Origin of the sequence: Streptomyces rubellomurinus, from assembly GCF_000961885.1 — a bacterium.
GTDB classification, from domain to species: Bacteria; Actinomycetota; Actinomycetes; order Streptomycetales; family Streptomycetaceae; genus Kitasatospora; species Kitasatospora rubellomurina.
On sequence record NZ_JZKH01000012.1, the window covers coordinates 81,821 to 97,511 of the forward strand.

Genomic DNA, 15,691 nt, shown 5'->3' on the forward strand with positions numbered 1-15,691 from the left:
GTTGCCGCGCCCCGGTGTTGCGCTCGTCACGTTCCCGAGGTCCGGCGACCTCCCGGCGTTCCGGACGTCTCCGGCCCTCAGGTGGTGGCCTGCCGGTAGAGGTCGGCCACCCGCCGGTCGAAGGTCACGCTGTACGAGGTGCCCGGGGATTCCCCGCCCTCCTGGTAGCCGCCGATCACGCCCACCACCGTGCCGTTGGCCGTCACCCACGGGCTGCCGCTGGTCCCGTCGGTGTAGCCGTCGCAGTCGAAGCGCTCCTGGGTGGGGCTCTGCGAGCGGGTCCGGACCGCGCAGGTGATCGGTTCGTCGCTCTCGTTCGGGTAGCCGGTCACCGAGACGGCCAGTCCGAAGCCCTGCGCGGTGCCGATCGGGTTGCCGCCCACCGCGTCCTCGATCTGCCGGCCGTCGAGCGGGCGCACGGTGACGAAGGCCACGTCGTACTCCGGGTCCCCCTCGTCCGTCCAGTGCGGGTCCACGGTGATCGCCGCGATCGGCCAACTCCCGTACGGGGAGTATCCGTTGCGGTAGCCCGGGGTGAACACCAGGCCGTCCAGCAGGCCGACCCGGTGGCTCTGCACGCAGTGCGCGGCGGTGACCAGCAGATTGCGCCCGGGGCTGTGGACGACGCTCGCGGTGCAGGCCCGCGGGCCCTGTGCGGAGCGGACGGAGAGGGTGCCGATCCGGTCCCGGGCCGGAGTCTGCTGGGCCACCTCGGCGGTGGGGACCGTCCGGTCGTCCCCGCCGCCGCAGGCGACGCCGGCGGCGAGCAGCAGCGCCGCGAGCGCGGCGGTGCCGGCCGTGCGGGCGGGCCGTGCCGGGCGGGGGGCCATCGGGGCTCCGTCTCGGTTCCTCGGGGCGGGCACCGGGCCGTGCGTTCCGCCGTTCGTGAGGAAGATCTACCAGCCCGGGCGCGTCGACGCCACCGGCCCCGGATCCGTCAGCCCGTGGCCCGGTCGTAGAGGGCCTGGACGCGGTCGCCGAAGTAGCTGCTGTACGAGGTGTCCGGGTTGTCTCCGCCCTCCTGGTAGCCGCCGATCACGCCGACCACGGTGCCGGTGCGGGTGGCCGGGTCGAAGTCGGTGACCCACGGGCTGCCGCTGGTGCCGCCGGTGTAGTCGGGGCAGTCGATCCGCAGCTGGGTGGGGCTCTGCTCGGTGGTGGTGTTGGAGCAGGTGATCGGGACGTCGCTGCTGCCCGGGTAGCCGGTGATCCGCACGGTGACCTGGTAGCCGCGGTTGACGCCGAGTCGGTTGGCGCCGAGCACCTGCTGCACCTGCTGCCCGTTCTGGGCCTGGACGACGGCGAAGGCGACGTCCATGTCGGGGTCGGCGTCCGACTTCCAGGCGTCGTCGACGGTGACCGACAGCAGCGGCCAGACGCCGCTCGGGGTGTCGCCCTGGCGGTACCCGGGGACGAACACCAGGTCGCTGCGCATGCCGAGCTTCGGGTCCCAGACGCAGTGCGCGGCGGTGACGATCAGGTTGAGCCCGGCGCTGTCGACCACGCTGGCGGTGCAGAAGTGGTCGCCGTCCGCGTTGCGCGTGAACACCGCGCCGACCAGCCCGTTGGGCACGTTCGCCTTGGCGGTGCGGGTGACGCCGGTGTGCTTGCCGGTCGCGCCCTTGAGCCGTTGCCGGTTCCACCCGTGGTCGTTCCCCGGGCCGGAGCCGGAGGCCGTCGCCGGCGCCGAGGTGACGGTCGGTGCGCCGCCGCCCGGCCGCGCGGCGGTGGTGCAGCCGGCCGCGGCGAGCAGCAGCACCAGTACCCCGGCCGCCGCTCCCGTCCCACGCATCGTCATCCGTCCAGGCTGCCCCGTGCGCCCCGTCCCGCGCCAGCCGGGGTCGTCCACCGGAAGAGGCGCACGTCCCGGCGCACCCAGGTGCGCCCCCGGCGCGCACCACCACTGATCGACCGGCTATGCTGCCCGGGACGGCCTTCCGGGGCCGTCTGCTGTTGCCGTGGCCCACGACCGGGCCGGCGCGGCGAACCGGGGCGGTAGCTCAGCCGGTTAGAGCAGGGGACTCATAATCCCTTGGTCGTGGGTTCGAGTCCCACCCGCCCCACCTTCTCGACCCGTCCGCAGGCGTGGAGTTCGACCGCCCGCGACGACGCAGAGTCTAGGGCGCGGCCACGTCCCGGTTCCGTGTGGCGCGCCGCGATTCACCCGAGTGCGGGCACCGGCCCGCCCGTGTCCCGGCCCGTCTCCCCGGCCGTCTTTCCGCCCTTCTTCCGCCTTGCGATCGTCCCGCCCCTGGTGGAGTGCGCGAAAAAAGTGATATCACTTTGACAGCTCAAGCACGCACCTGAACCGGGGGGAGTCGGTCTCATGACCACACCGCGTTTCGCCGTCGAGGACGGCCCTGCCATCGATCTTCCGGCCCCGAAGATCACCGAACACGCCATCACCGCCCGCTCCGGCCTGCCGGTGCTCCTGGGCGGGCTGCTCGGCCTGCTGGCCGGGGCCGGGTCGGTCATCGCCGGAGCCGTCCAACTGTCCTCCGGGAGCAAGGGGGTGGGGATCCCGCTGGCGATCGCCGGGCCGGTGCTCGCGGTCACCTCGCTGCTGCTCATGTGCGGGCTCACGGTGGTCTCGCCCGGCGAGGCCCGGGTGGTCCAGCTGCTCGGCCGCTACCGCGGCACCATCCGCACCGCCGGCATGACCTGGGTGAACCCGTTCACCAGCCGCCGCCGGATCTCCACCCGGATCCGCAACCACGAGACCGAGACCACCAAGGTCAACGACGCGGACGGCAGCCCGATCGAGATGGCCGCCGTCGTCGTCTGGCAGGTCGAGGACACCGCGATGGCGGTGTTCGAGGTGGACGACTACACCGACTTCGTCGCCATCCAGACCGAGACCGCGGTGCGGCACATCGCCAGCAGCTACCCGTACGACTCGCACGGCGAGGACCGGCTGTCGCTGCGCGACGGCGCGGACGAGGTCGCCCGTCAGCTGTCCGCCGAGATCGCCGCCCGGGTCGCCTCGGCCGGCGTGCGGGTCATCGAGTCCCGCATCACGCGGCTCGCGTACGCGCCGGAGGTGGCCCAGGTGATGCTCCAGCGCCAGCAGGCCGGGGCCGTGGTGGCCGCCCGCCGACTGATCGTCGAGGGCGCGGTCGGCATGGTCGAGGAGGCGCTCGACCGGCTCGCCGAACGCGATGTGGTGGAGTTGGACGAGGAACGCAAGGCCGCGATGGTGAGCAACCTCCTGGTGGTGCTCTGCGGCGACCGCGGCACCCAGCCCGTCGTGAACACGGGCTCCCTCTACTAGTTAGGCGCGGAGTTGGCGACGGAACGGAAGAAGCTCCTGCTGCGACTGGATCCTTCGGTTCACGACGCACTGGCTCGCTGGGCCGCGGACGAACTCCGCAGCACCAACGCCCAGATCGAGTTCCTGCTCCGGAGGGCCCTCAACGAGGCCGGCCGGATGCCCAGCGGCGCGGCCCGGCTGCCCCGGCGCGGCCGGCCGCCCAAGGAGGGCCCGGACGGCGACGGTTCCGACCCGAGCTGACCGGGCCGCTCCACCACCTTTCGGAGAACTCGGAGGGAGACCGAGAGATGCACCGAGAGACGCACCGAGAGATGCACCGGGCGACGTCCCGGGAGACGGACCGCGCGATGGACCTGCCCGCCAATCTGCCCGAGAAGCTCTACCTGCTGGCCTACGACCCGCGGCGCGGGCGGATGACCGGGTCGCAGAGCCTCAACCTGCTGCTGCAGGCGGCGGCACTGACCGAACTGCTGCGCCGGGGGCTGATCCGCGAGGAGGGCCGCACGGCCGTCGCCCGGGTCCGCGAGCCCGCCGCCTCGGCGGGCCTCGACCCGTACAGCGCACGACTGTTGGGCCGGATCCAGGAGAAGCGCCCGCACAGCTGGGGCTGGTGGATCGGCGGCGCCCGGACCGCCGGACGCGACCAGCACGCCCGCTGGGTGCGGGACGGCCTCGCCGAGGCCGGCTGGATCGAACTGCACCGGCGCCGGGTGGCCGGGGTGTTCCCGGTCACCCGGATCGCCCCCGGCGACCCCCGGGTGCGCGCGGCACTGGCCGGCGCCGTCACCGCGGCGCTCAAGAGCCCGCTCAGCCGGGTCGACCCGGCCGACGCGGCCCTGGTCGCCCTGGTCGCCGCCGGGCGGTTGCGCTCGGCGCTCGACCCCAAGGGCCGCAGCCGGTACCGCGGCCGGATCGAGAAGCTCGCCCCGGCGGCCGGCCCCGTCCCGCAGGCGCTCGGCCGGGCGCTGGTCGCCCGCGCGGTCGGCCGGGCGCTGGAGGGCGCGGGAGAGGCCGCCGTGGTCTGACGGGCCCTCCGCGGGGGAGACGGCCCGTACGGGGGAGAGACCGGAGCCCGGTCGCCGAGGAACGGCGGCCGGGCTCCGTGCTGTCCGTCCGCTGCCGGGCCGCCCCGTCCCCGTCCCCGTCCCTGCCCCCGTCCCCATCAACCGATCGGTTGATCACCGGTCAACCGCCGCCGCCAACCCTTCTGACCGGCCGGTCGATCCGCCGCAGGGCCCCCGCGCGGGAAGCTCGTTGCAGGCCGGGGGAAGCACCCCGGACGAACGGGAGGGAGCGGCGCGATGGCCGTGATCGAGGTGGCGGGACTGCGCAAGGCCTACGGGCGGCGCCAGGTGCTGGAGGACGTCTCCTTCAGCGTGCAGCGCGGCGAGGTGTTCGGCCTGCTCGGCCCGAACGGCGCCGGCAAGACCACCGCCGTCGAGTGCTGCGAGGGGCTGCGCCGGGCCGACGCCGGAACCGTCCGGGTCCTCGGCCTGGACCCGCTGCGCGACCGCGCCGCGCTGCGCCCCCGGGTCGGCATCCAGCTCCAGCAGGCGCAGCTGCAGGGCGCGTTGCGGGTCGGCGAGGCGCTGGAGCTGTACGCCGCCTTCTACCCGAACCCCCGCGACTGGCGGGAGCTGCTGGACGAGTGGGGCCTCGCCGACCAGGTCCGCACGCCGTTCGACAAGCTCTCCGGCGGGCAGAAGCAGCGGCTGTTCATCGCCCTCGCCCTGATCGGCAACCCCGAGGTGGCGTTCCTGGACGAGCTGACCACCGCGCTCGACCCGCAGGGCCGGCGCGACACCTGGGAGTTGATCCGCCGGATCCGCGACGAGGGCGTCACGGTGGTGCTGGTCTCGCACTTCATGGACGAGGTCGAGGCGCTCTGCGACCGGGCCGCCGTGCTCGACGGCGGCCGGATCGTGGCCACCGGCACCCCCGCCGAACTGATCGCCCGCTCCGGCACCGGCGGCACGCTCGGCTTCCGCCCCACCGCCCCCCTGGACCTCGGCCGGCTGGCCGCGCTGCGCGGGGTCACCGGGGTCGAGGAGCGGGACGGCCGGATCGAGGTCACCGGCACCGGGGACTTCGCCGACGAGGTCACCGGCCTGCTCGCCCGCGAGGGCATCGTCGTCACCGGTCTGCGGATCCGCGAGCACAGCCTCGACGACGCCTACCTCGCCCTCACCCGCCACGACGCCGCCTGATCCCGCCCGCCCGAGCCGACAAGGACCACCACCGTGAGCATCGCCATGACCGAGACCCGCAGCACCGGCCCCACCCGCCGCACCGCCCCGACCGTCAACGCCGTCCGCCGGCTGGCCGTCGCCGAGGCCCGCCTGTTCCTGCGCGACCCGCTGACCGCCTTCTTCAGCCTCGGCTTCCCCGTCGCCCTGCTGCTCGTGCTCGGCTCCGTCCCGTCGCTGCGCAAGACCTCGCCGGACATGCACGGCATGAGCACCATCCAGCTGTACGCGCCGATCCTCGCCGTCTTCACCCTGATGCTGCTCGGGCTCAACGCGCTGCCCTCACTGCTCGCCGCCTACCGCGAGCGCGGCGTGCTGCGCCGGATGTCCGCCAGCCCGGTCCGCCCGGCGCTGCTGTTCGGCGCCCTGCTGCCGCTCTACCTGGCCATCGCGGCCGGCTCGGTGCTGCTGGTGGTGCTCGCCGGGCCGGTGCTCGGGGTCGCGCTGCCGAAGCAGCCGCTGGGCTTCCTGCTGGCCTTCCTGCTCGCCGCCGCCGCGATGCTGTCGGTCGGCCTGCTGCTCGCCTCGGCCGTCCCCTCCGCCAAGGCCGGCAACGCGGTCGGCGCCCTCGCCTTCTTCCCGATGATGTTCTTCTCGGGGATCTGGCTGCCCCGCGAGTTCATGCCCGGCTTCCTCAACCGGATCGGCGACTTCACCCCGAGCGGCGCCGCCGTCCAGACCCTCCAGGACTCCTGGAACGGCCACTTCCCGCACATCGTGGGCCTGCTCACACTCGCCGCGTACGCGCTGCTCGCCGGCGGTGCGGCTGCCAAGCTGTTCCGGTGGGAATGATCAAGGAACGGGCCGCCGACGAGGTGGACCTCGAAGCCTGGCAGGGCCGGTTGCAACGAGCGATCGGCCCGGTCTGCTTCGGCGCGCTGCTCTTCGCCCTGGCCCTGGCCCTCTCCGCGCCGACCCCGACCTCGCGCTCCGCCGCCGCCGTCCTCCCGGCGGCGGCCGCCGCGTTCCTGTGGCTGGCACTGCGCCTGGTGCTGGACCGGCGGCCCGGCCCGGACGGCCGCGCCCGGTACGCCGAAGCCCACTTCGCCGTCCTGCTGCTGCTGATCACCGTCCTGGTCCTGGACCACCCGGCCTTCGGCTTCTTCGCCTTCACCGGCTGCCTGCAGGCCGTCCGCTACCTGCGCGGCCGGGCCCGCGCGGTCGGGGTGGCCGTCACCACCGTGCCCAGCTCGCTCGCCCAGAGCGGCGGGGTGGTGCCGCAGACCGCCGCCCAGGTCGGCGGCTTCCTGGCCGTCCTCGCCTTCAACCTGGTCATCGTCGCGGTGCTCGTGACGCTGAGCGAGATCACCGAACGGCTGAGCTCCCGCCGCAAGGCCTCCAACGCCGAACTCGCCAAAGCCAACCGGCAGTTGACCGAGATGCTGGCCGAGAACGCCGGACTGCACGCCCAACTCCTGGTCCAGGCCCGCGAGGCCGGGGCCGCCGACGAACGCCGCCGGCTCGCCCGCGAACTGCACGACACCGTCGCCCAGGGCCTCGCCGGGATCGTCACCCAGCTGCAGGCCGCCGAGGGCGCCCGCGAACAGGACGCCCCGGCCGAGCAGTGGCAGCGCCACCTGGACAACGCCGCCGCGCTCGCCCGCGACAGCCTCACCCAGGCTCGCCGGGCCGTCCACGCGCTGCGCCCGATCGAACTGGAACGAGCCGCCCTGCCCGAGGCGCTGGCCGACCTCGCCGAGCAGTGGCGGCGGCACAACGACACCGCCGCCGGGCTGACCGTCACCGGCGAGGCCCGGCCGCTGCACCCCGAGGTCGAGGTGACACTGCTGCGGATCGCCCAGGAGTCGCTGGCCAACGCCGCCAAGTACGCGAAGGCCTCCCGCGTCGGGCTGACCCTGTCGTACATGCCCGGCCTGGTCACCCTGGACGTCCGGGACGACGGCATCGGCTTCGACCCGGCCGCCGAACCCGCCTCCCGGGCCACCGGCGGCGGCTACGGTCTCGGCCTGATGCGTCGCCGCGCCGAACGGCTCGGCGGGCGGCTCGACCTGGAGACCGAACCGGGCACCGGCACCACGGTGTCCGCGACCCTGCCGGCGATCAGCATGGAGGAGTAGAGGCGTGGACGGGACGACGATCAGACTGATGCTGGTGGACGACCACCCCGTGGTCCGGGACGGGCTGCGCGGCATGTTCACCGCCGCCCCCGGCTTCGAGGTGGTCGGCGAGGCCGGCGACGGCGCCGAGGCGCTGCCGATGATCGCCGCACTGCGGCCCGACGTCGTGCTGATGGACCTGCGGATGCCCCGGATGGACGGCGTCACGACGATCCGCGAGATGGCCGAACGCGGCCTGCCCGCACGGGTCCTGGTGCTCACCACCTACGACACCGACGCCGACGTGCTGCCCGCCGTCCGGGCCGGGGCCACCGGCTACCTGCTCAAGGACGCGGCCCGGGACGAGCTGTTCCACGCCGTCCGGGAGGCCGCCCGGGGCGCCTCGGTGATCGCCCCCACCGTCGCCGCCAAACTCCTCGGCCAGGTCCGCGAGCCCGCCCCCGACCCGGCCCGCGAAGCCCTCAGCCCGCGCGAGGTGGAGGTGCTGCACCTGGTCGCCTCCGGTGCCACCAACCGGGAGGCCGCGGCCCGCCTGTTCATCAGCGAGGCCACCGTGAAGACCCACCTGATCCACATCTACAGCAAGCTCGACGTCAAGGACCGCGCCTCCGCCGTCGCCGCCGGCTACAACCTCGGCCTCCTCACCCCCACCCGGCCCCGCTAGCGGCGCGCCGCCCGTCGCCGGGCTGGGCGGCGAGCCCGGCCCCGGGCCGGGCCGCGTCCGGCCCCGCGCTGCCGGTCGGCCCGGCAGCGCGGCACCCGGTCTCGTCCCGGTGTCGAGTCGACGGGGCCGGGGCGAGTTTGGCCGCGCGTGCCGGACGGCCCGCCGCCGATGGCGTACCGGTCTGGCGCACGCCCGGCGCCGGTCGTCCGTCTGCTGCCTCGCGGTCCACCCGTGCCGAGTCAGCCGGTCGGTATCGGGCTGGAGCCTGCTCGGCCTGGCAGCACGGGCGTCTCGCGGCCGGTGTGTGGCCGACGACCACACGCGCCGGGGCGTCCCCCCGCTTGGCGGGAGTCGGCGGGCACGCCCTAGCCTGGCGGGATGCTCGAACCCGTCCTGCTGCCGACTCCGCTGGTGGACTGCACCGACGAGGTGTTCGCCCGCGCGGGGGTGGAGCTGCGGCTCAAGCGCGACGACCTGCTCCACCCGGCCGTCCCCGGCAACAAGTGGCGCAAGCTCGCGCCGAACCTGGCCGCGGCGGTCGAGCAGGGCCACACCCGGCTGCTCACCTTCGGCGGCGCCTACTCCACCCACCTGCGGGCCGTCGCGGCCGCGGCCGCCGCGCTCGGGCTGGAGAGCGTCGGGCTGGTGCGCGGCGCGGAACTGGCCGACCGGCCGCGCAACTGGTCGCTGCGGGCCGCCGAACGGGCCGGGATGCGGCTGGAGTTCCTGACCCGGGCCGAGTACCGCGAGGCCACCGGCCGGGCGGACGGCTCCGGGGCTTCCACCGCCACCGCTGATGCGCCGTGGCGCCGCTGGGAGCCCTGCCTGGTGCTCCCCGAGGGCGGTTCCAACGCGCTCGCGGTGACCGGCGCCGCCACGATCCCGGCCGAGCTGCCCGACCTGGGCGAGCGCGACGTGGTGTGCTGCCCGGTCGGCACCGGCGGCACCCTGGCCGGCATCGCGGCCGGCCTGCCGCCCGGCGCGCGGGCGCTCGGCGTGGCCGTGCTGCGCGGCGGCGAGGGCTACCTGGAGGCGGAGGTCGCCCGGCTGCACCGGGCCGCCTACGGCCGGGAGTTCGCGAACTGGCGGATCGACCACGGGCACCACGGCGGCGGCTACGGCCGGGTGCCCGTCGAACTCGCCTCCTTCGCCGCCGAGTTCGAGCAGCGGCACGGCGTCCCGGTGGAACTGCGCTACGTCGCCAAGCTACTGGCGGCACTGGCCGACCTGGCCGCCACCGGCGCCTTCCCACCCGGGACCCGGCTGACCGCCGTGGTCACCGGCCTACCGGACCCTGAGTAGGCCCCACCCGTCCGGGCGGCCCTGGACCTGCCGTCACCTCGGCCTCGCGACGCACATGCGGAGAATCTCCCGGCGCGGTGGCCGGGCGATTCCCCGCTGGGCCCGCGCGCTGCAATCGCGCGCGGGTCTCCGGATCGCAGGGCACGCAGGTCCTTGGCCGGGTGGCCCGGGAGGTGCCGTGGCCTCTGCCTCGTGACGCGCAAGCTGGTGGCGGCCGGGAGATGCGCCGACGATCGGCCCGCGCCGTAACCGGGCGTGCGCCTCGGGATCGCAGGGGCGCCCAGTTCCTCGGCCCGGCGGCGCGCAGGGTGGCGGCCGGGAGATGCGCCGACGATCGGCCCGCGCCGTAACCGCGCGCGGGCCTCGGGATCGCAGGGGCGCCCGGTTCCTCGGCCTGGCGGCGCGCAGGCCGTGACGCTTCCTGGCGCGGTGGCCAGGCGATTCTCTGCTGGGCCCGCGCGCTGTCATCGCGCGCGGGCCGTGGGATCACAGGGGTGCGCAGGCACGTGGGCGGGCGGTCAGGAGACCGCCGCCCGGCATGCGCCCGTGCCGCCGGTCAGCCGAAGGTCAGGTTGGCGCACGGGTCGGTGTCGGCGCCGCGGGTGTTCTCCGCTATCCCGGTGGGCACCCCGCTGGGGGCGCTGCTCGGGCCCGCACTGCCGCCCGTACCGGGGCCGGTGGTCGGGGTGGTGACCGAGTCGAGCTTGGTCCCGGGGGTCGGCGCGTAGTCCGGGCCGAGGGTGAGGGTGATCGCCTCGGAGCCGGGTGCCTCGACTGTTCGGGCGCCGGGGAAGAGGGCGGCGACCTGGTCGGCGGTGGCCTTCAGGGCGGGGTCGTACGCGATCTCGGTGTGCTGTTGGCCGGGGGTGTTGGCGCCGAGCGTGATGTTGTGGAAGCCGCGGGCCTTGAGCGCCTCGGCGCCGGAGCCGGCGAGTCCGGAGGTGCCGACGCCGTTGACCACGGTGATCGGCGCGCCGGCCTGTTCGGCGGTGAGCGGCCCGGTCGGGGCGGTGCCGGTCGGGGCGGTGGCGGTCGGGCTGGGGGTGGCGGTGACCTGGCCGGTGCCGGAGGTGCTGTGCCCGTCCAGGGTGCGGTCCTCGCGCAGCAGCTTCCACAGGGTGTCGGCGTCCGGCTGGACGAGCCGCACCCGGTCCCCGGCGAAGCGCCAGGGGGCGGTGACGAAGGTGACGTCGGAGAGCTTGATGTCGGAGACCGAGCGGGCGAAGTCCACCAGCTTCATCGCGGTGCCCAGCCCCTCGTCCACGGTGAGCGACTTGGTGGCCGCGTCGGCCAGCGGCAGCAGGGTGGGCAGTGAGAAGCCCTGGTCCTGGACCTTCTTGATCATCGAGGAGAGGAAGGCCTGCTGGCGCTTCATCCGGCCGATGTCGGAGTTGTCGCCGATGCCGTGGCGTATTCGCAGGTAGTCGACCGCGGACTGCCCGGAGAGCTTCTGCAGGCCCTTCTTGAGGTGGATGCCGTACTGGTCGACGTCGTTGGGCACGCAGGCGTCCACGCCGCCGATGGCGTCGGTCATCGCGGCGGCGCCCTTGAAGTCGACCACGATGGTGTGGTCGATCCGCAGCCCGGTGATCGCCTCCACGGTGTTCTGGGTGCAGGCCGGGTTGCCCTTGGGGGATTCGCCGATGCCGAACGCCGAGTTGAACATCTGGTCGGTCCGGGGCTTGGTCCAGGTGCCGTCCGCCAGCTTGCAGGACGGGATGGTGACCAGGGTGTCGCGGGGGATCGAGACGCCGACCGCGTGCTTGTGGTCGGCGTAGACGTGCACCAGGATCGCGGTGTCCGAGTTGCCGACGCCCTCGTCGCCGCCGGCGAGCGAGTTGTTGCCGTCGTCCCGGGTGTCCGAGCCGAGCAGCAGGACGTTCACCGGCACCTGGGCGCCGGGCGAGGCCGGGACGGGCGCGGGCGGGCGCTCGGTGGCGACGCCGCCCGCGTCGAAGGTGGTGATGTTGCTGTCCAGCCGGTGGTAGAACCAGGCGCCGGCGCCGACGACCGACAGCACCAGGACGGCTGCCAGGCCGATGGCGGTCCGCAGGTAGCGGCGCCTGCGCGTGCTGCTGCTCATCCTCCGAGCCCCCCGCCTTCAGCTTCTTCGTTCGACAGACGTTCGAACTTTAGACGTTCAGGCGGGCGGTTCGGTTACCGCCGGGCGGGGCCCGATTGGCGCCCGCGGGTTGTGATCCTGGTCACGCGCCGGGCCCGGCGGCGCCCGCGAGCATCCGCTGGAGCAGGTCGCGCAGGACGGCCCGCTCGTCGTGGCCGAGCGCGGCCAGCGGCTCGCGGGCGAAGTTCAGCGACTCGCGCAGTTCCTCGGAGGCGGCGGCGCCGGTGTCGGTGGCGGCGACCAGCTTGACCCGGCGGTCCTGCCGGTCGGCGGCGCGGGTGACGAAGCCGCGGGTTTCGAGCCGGTCGACGATGCCGGTGATGTTGGACGGCTCGCAGCTGAGCGTCTGGGCGATCTGGCGCATCGGCATCGGGCCGCGCCGCAGCAGGGCGAGCACCTTGGCCTGGGCGCCGGTGAGCGAACGGGCGGCGGCGGCCTCCTCGTACTCCCGGTGGAAGAGTGCGACCAGGTTCGCCATCAGGTCGACGACCTCGCGGGTGATCTCGTCGGGCTCCGCCGTGGCGGCCTGGGTCGGCTGGGTTTCCATGCCGCCGAGTCTACCTGAAAAGTTGACATCATGAACCTTTCATGCCCATGGTTACTTCAGTTGGTCAACCTTTCATGCGCCGAACCCCCAAGGAGCACCCGTCATGGCAGAGCAGGCCGTCCCCGCCGCCGCCCGTGAATGGCACCTCGCCGCCCGCCCGCAGGGCTGGCCGGTGCCGACCGACTTCGCCCTGGTCGAGGCCCCGGTCCGGACCCCGGGCCCGGGCGAGATCCTGGTCCGCAACGCCTTCCTCTCCGTCGACCCCTACATGCGCGGCCGGATGAACGACGTGAAGTCGTACGTCCCGCCGTTCCAGCTCGGCAAGGCGATGGACGGCGGCGCGGTCGGCTACGTGGTCGCCTCCGGCGACGAGGCCTTCGCCCCGGGCGACGCGGTGCTGCACGGCCTCGGCTGGCGCGAGTACGCGACGCTGGACGCCCGGCACGCCGTCAAGGTCGACCCGCAGGCCGCGCCGCTCTCCGCCTACCTCGGCGTGCTCGGCATGCCCGGCATGACCGCCTACGCCGGCCTGCTCGCGGTCGGCGGCCTCAAGGAGGGCGACAAGGTCTTCGTCTCCGGCGCGGCCGGCGCGGTCGGCTCGCTGGTCGGCCAGATCGCCAAGCTCAAGGGCGCCTCGCTGGTGGTCGGTTCGGCCGGCTCGGCGGAGAAGGTCGCCAAGCTGGTGGACGAGTACGGCTTCGACGCCGCGTTCAACTACAAGGACGCCCCGGTCGCCGAGCAGCTGGCGAAGGCGGCCCCGGACGGCATCGACCTCTACTTCGACAACGTCGGCGGCGACCACCTGGAGGCCGCGATCGGCGCCCTGACCGTGCACGGCCGCGCGGTGCTCTGCGGCGCGATCGCCCAGTACAACGAGACCACCGCGCCCGCCGCCCCGCGCAACCTCGCCCTGGCGATCGGCAAGCGGCTGCGCCTGGAGGGCATGCTCGTGCGCGACCACGACGCCCTGCAGCCGCAGTTCGTCGCCGAGGTGGCCGGTTGGCTGCGGTCCGGCGAACTGCGCGGCGAGGAAACCGTGGTGGACGGCTTCGAGAACACCGCCGAGGCCTTCCTCGACCTGCTGCGCGGCGTCAACACCGGCAAGATGGTCGTCCGCCTGGAGGGCTGACTCCACGTCAGGAAGCTGACCGCCCCGCCCGCCCGAACCGGGGCGCGCGGGGCGGTTCGCGTGCACGGCGCAGGGGATCGGGCCTCACTACCGCATTCCGGCCGGATTCGAAAGTGCGTCAGTCGACCTGTGGCCGGGCGCGGTACGGTGGGTCTCGCCCAGTGATGGGGCCGTTCGGGGGAGAGATCCGACCGAAGGGTGGACCCCGTCGGGGATTCGACTAGCATTGAGCGAAAGCCTGTCCGTTTTGCTCAATTTAGTGGCTTAATGTCAGCTAACGTGGGTAAACGTGGATCAGTGATCGTGGATCGACTGCAGGCACGAGGCAGCTGGGGAAGGCGACCCTCGTCCACAGCCTGGAGGTCCCGGTGACGACACGTGGAGTTCTCTACATCCACTCCGCGCCCCGCGCGCTGTGCCCGCACGTCGAGTGGGCCGTCGCGGGGGTGCTCGGGGTTCGGGTGAGCCTGGACTGGATCCGCCAGCCGGCCTCGCCCGGGCACTGGCGTGCCGAACTCTCCTGGCAGGGGGAGCCCGGCACGGCCTCGAAGCTCGCCTCCGCGCTGCGCGGCTGGCAGCTGATGCGGTACGAGGTCACCAGCGAGCCCTGCGCCACGGCGGAGGGCGAGCGGTACAGCAGCACGCCCTCGCTCGGCATCTTCCACGCCGTCACGGGCATCCACGGCGACATCCTCATCCCCGAGGACCGGTTGCGCGCCGTGCTGCTGCGCGCCCGCAGCGAGGGCGCCGACCTGGAGACCGAGATCTCCCGGCTGCTCGGCAAGCCCTGGGACGACGAGCTGGAGCCGTTCCGGTACGCGGGCGAGGGCGCGCCGGTGCGCTGGCTGCACCAGGTGGTCTAGGAACGGCGGAAGGGGCCGGTGCTCGTCACGAGCGCCGGCCCCTTCCGTGTGCCGTCCCGGGTGCGTCAGCGGCTGCGGAACGCCAGCACCACGTTGTGGCCGCCGAAGCCGAACGAGTTGTTCAGCGCGGCGATCCGGCCCTCGGGCAGCTTGCGGGCCTCGTCGCGCACGATGTCCGCCTCCACGTCGTCGTCCAGCTCCTCGACGTTGATGGTCGGCGGGGCGACGCGGTGGTACAGCGCCAGCACGGTGGCGACGGTCTCGATGCCGCCGGCGCCGCCCAGCAGGTGGCCGGTCATCGACTTGGTGGCCGAGACGGCGATGTGGTCGAGGTCGTCGCCCAGCTCCTTGCGCAGCGCCTTCAGCTCGGCGGTGTCGCCCTGCGGGGTCGAGGTGGCGTGCGCGTTGACGTGCACGATCTCGGCCTTGTCCAGCTCGTTGCGCTCGAAGAGGTCGGCCAGCGCGCGGGCCACGCCGGCGCCGGTCGGCTCGGGCTGGGCGATGTGGTGGGCGTCCGAGGACAGGCCCTGGCCCACGGCCTCGCAGTAGATCCGGGCACCGCGCGCCTCGGCGTGCTCGGCCGACTCCAGCACCACGACGCCCGCGCCCTCGCCCAGCACGAAGCCGTCCCGGGCCTTGTCGTACGGGCGCGAGGCGCGCTCGGGCTCGTCGTTGTTCTTGGACATCGCCATCATGTTGGCGAACGCGGCGATCGGCAGCGGGTGGATCGCCGCCTCGGTGCCGCCGGCCACCACGACGTCGGCGCGGCCGCTGCGGATCATCTCGATCGCGTAGCCGATCGCCTCGGCGCCGGAGGCGCAGGCGGAGACGGGGGTGTGCACACCGGCGCGGGCGCCGACCTCCAGGCCGACGTTGGCCGCCGGGGAGTTGGGCATGAGCATCGGCACGGTGTGCGGGGAGACCTTGCGGGCACCCTTCTCGCGCAGCACGTCGTACTGGTCGAGCAGGGTGGTCACGCCGCCGATGCCGGAGGCGATGACCGCGCCCAGGCGCTCCGGGGCCAGCTTGGAGGCCTCGTCGGTGGCCGGGCCGTCGTAGCCTGCGTCGGCCCAGGCCTCGCGGGCGGCGATCAGCGCGAACTGCGCGGAGCGGTCCAGCTTGCGGGCCAGCGGGCGGGGCAGGATCTCGCCCGGCTCGACGGCGGTGCGCGCGGCGATCCGGACGGGCAGGTCGGCGGCCCATTCCTCGGTCAGGGCCGCCACTCCGGAGCGCCCGGCGACCAGGTTCTCCCAGGTGGTGGCGGCGTCGCCGCCCAGCGGCGTGAAGGCGCCGATACCCGTGACGACCACGGTGCGGTTTTCAGCGGTCACTGGTTTCTTCTTCTCTCACGTTGCGTGCGGTCGGCGGCGAGCCGAAAGATGGGCCCGGCCGGGCGCCCGGTGGGGCGTCCCGGCCGGTGGGCCGGCCTGACTCGGGGCGAGTCGGGCCGACCGGTCATCCGTCCGGGG

At 74.0% G+C, this 15,691-nt stretch carries 15 protein-coding genes and 1 tRNA gene; 11 read left to right on the forward strand and 5 right to left on the reverse strand.

Annotation, left to right across the window (positions count from 1 at the left end; all coding sequences use genetic code 11):
• Positions 1 to 77 precede the first annotated feature (77 nt).
• Both VM95_RS08780 and VM95_RS08785 read right to left on the reverse strand, forming a co-directional pair.
• Entirely contained in the window at positions 78 to 830 is a 753-nt protein-coding gene (locus VM95_RS08780; protein WP_045693719.1) for a trypsin-like serine peptidase, read from the reverse strand.
• A gap of 107 nt (positions 831 to 937) precedes the next feature.
• The gene (locus VM95_RS08785; RefSeq protein ID WP_244178681.1) at positions 938 to 1,798 is read right to left on the reverse strand and encodes a trypsin-like serine peptidase; all 861 of its coding nucleotides are present in this window, start codon (positions 1,796 to 1,798) and stop codon (positions 938 to 940) included.
• 191 nt (positions 1,799 to 1,989) lie between these two features.
• Between VM95_RS08785 and VM95_RS08790 the strand changes: the two genes are divergently transcribed.
• The 9 genes from VM95_RS08790 (at position 1,990) to VM95_RS08830 (ending at position 9,561) form a co-directional block, all read left to right on the forward strand.
• Positions 1,990 to 2,063 (forward strand) — tRNA-Ile (locus VM95_RS08790).
• Between the two features lie 263 nt (positions 2,064 to 2,326).
• Positions 2,327 to 3,271: an SPFH domain-containing protein gene (locus VM95_RS08795; protein WP_045693724.1), complete on the forward strand. Its 945-nt coding sequence runs from the start codon at positions 2,327 to 2,329 to the stop codon at positions 3,269 to 3,271.
• Positions 3,272 to 3,283: 12 nt separating this feature from the next.
• Positions 3,284 to 3,511, forward strand: a complete 228-nt coding sequence (locus VM95_RS08800; RefSeq protein WP_045693727.1) for a type II toxin-antitoxin system antitoxin — start codon at positions 3,284 to 3,286, stop codon at positions 3,509 to 3,511.
• 47 nt (positions 3,512 to 3,558) lie between these two features.
• The gene (locus VM95_RS08805) at positions 3,559 to 4,296 is read left to right on the forward strand and encodes a GPP34 family phosphoprotein (protein ID WP_078859716.1); all 738 of its coding nucleotides are present in this window, start codon (positions 3,559 to 3,561) and stop codon (positions 4,294 to 4,296) included.
• Positions 4,297 to 4,572: 276 nt separating this feature from the next.
• Positions 4,573 to 5,478, forward strand: coding sequence for an ABC transporter ATP-binding protein (locus VM95_RS08810; protein ID WP_045693729.1), 906 nt, complete (start codon positions 4,573 to 4,575; stop codon positions 5,476 to 5,478).
• Positions 5,479 to 5,511: 33 nt separating this feature from the next.
• Positions 5,512 to 6,309 carry an ABC transporter permease gene (locus tag VM95_RS08815; protein WP_208615423.1) on the forward strand — a complete coding sequence of 266 codons (798 nt, stop codon included), beginning with the start codon at positions 5,512 to 5,514 and terminating at the stop codon, positions 6,307 to 6,309.
• Entirely contained in the window at positions 6,306 to 7,595 is a 1,290-nt protein-coding gene (locus VM95_RS44200) for a sensor histidine kinase (protein ID WP_045693731.1), read from the forward strand. Before VM95_RS08815 ends, VM95_RS44200 begins: the two co-directional genes overlap by 4 nt.
• A gap of 28 nt (positions 7,596 to 7,623) precedes the next feature.
• Positions 7,624 to 8,259, forward strand: coding sequence for a response regulator (locus VM95_RS08825; protein WP_045693831.1), 636 nt, complete (start codon positions 7,624 to 7,626; stop codon positions 8,257 to 8,259).
• A gap of 378 nt (positions 8,260 to 8,637) precedes the next feature.
• The gene (locus tag VM95_RS08830; RefSeq protein WP_045693734.1) at positions 8,638 to 9,561 is read left to right on the forward strand and encodes a 1-aminocyclopropane-1-carboxylate deaminase/D-cysteine desulfhydrase; all 924 of its coding nucleotides are present in this window, start codon (positions 8,638 to 8,640) and stop codon (positions 9,559 to 9,561) included.
• Positions 9,562 to 10,117: 556 nt separating this feature from the next.
• On the opposite strand, the gene VM95_RS45115 is transcribed toward VM95_RS08830, so the two are convergent.
• Positions 10,118 to 11,644: an LCP family protein gene (locus VM95_RS45115; RefSeq protein ID WP_045693735.1), complete on the reverse strand. Its 1,527-nt coding sequence runs from the start codon at positions 11,642 to 11,644 to the stop codon at positions 10,118 to 10,120.
• A gap of 121 nt (positions 11,645 to 11,765) precedes the next feature.
• Positions 11,766 to 12,230 (reverse strand): MarR family winged helix-turn-helix transcriptional regulator, encoded by a 465-nt coding sequence (locus VM95_RS08840; RefSeq protein WP_045693736.1) that lies wholly within the window; start codon positions 12,228 to 12,230, stop codon positions 11,766 to 11,768.
• Positions 12,231 to 12,333: 103 nt separating this feature from the next.
• Between VM95_RS08840 and VM95_RS08845 the strand changes: the two genes are divergently transcribed.
• Positions 12,334 to 13,359 carry an NADP-dependent oxidoreductase gene (locus VM95_RS08845; protein WP_045693738.1) on the forward strand — a complete coding sequence of 342 codons (1,026 nt, stop codon included), beginning with the start codon at positions 12,334 to 12,336 and terminating at the stop codon, positions 13,357 to 13,359.
• A gap of 368 nt (positions 13,360 to 13,727) precedes the next feature.
• Positions 13,728 to 14,222, forward strand: a complete 495-nt coding sequence (locus tag VM95_RS08850; RefSeq protein ID WP_045693740.1) for a DUF3145 domain-containing protein — start codon at positions 13,728 to 13,730, stop codon at positions 14,220 to 14,222.
• 65 nt (positions 14,223 to 14,287) lie between these two features.
• Here the strand turns inward: VM95_RS08850 and fabF are convergent, their stop codons facing one another.
• The gene (gene fabF / locus VM95_RS08855) at positions 14,288 to 15,553 is read right to left on the reverse strand and encodes a beta-ketoacyl-ACP synthase II (RefSeq protein ID WP_045693742.1); all 1,266 of its coding nucleotides are present in this window, start codon (positions 15,551 to 15,553) and stop codon (positions 14,288 to 14,290) included.
• Positions 15,554 to 15,691 lie beyond the last annotated feature (138 nt).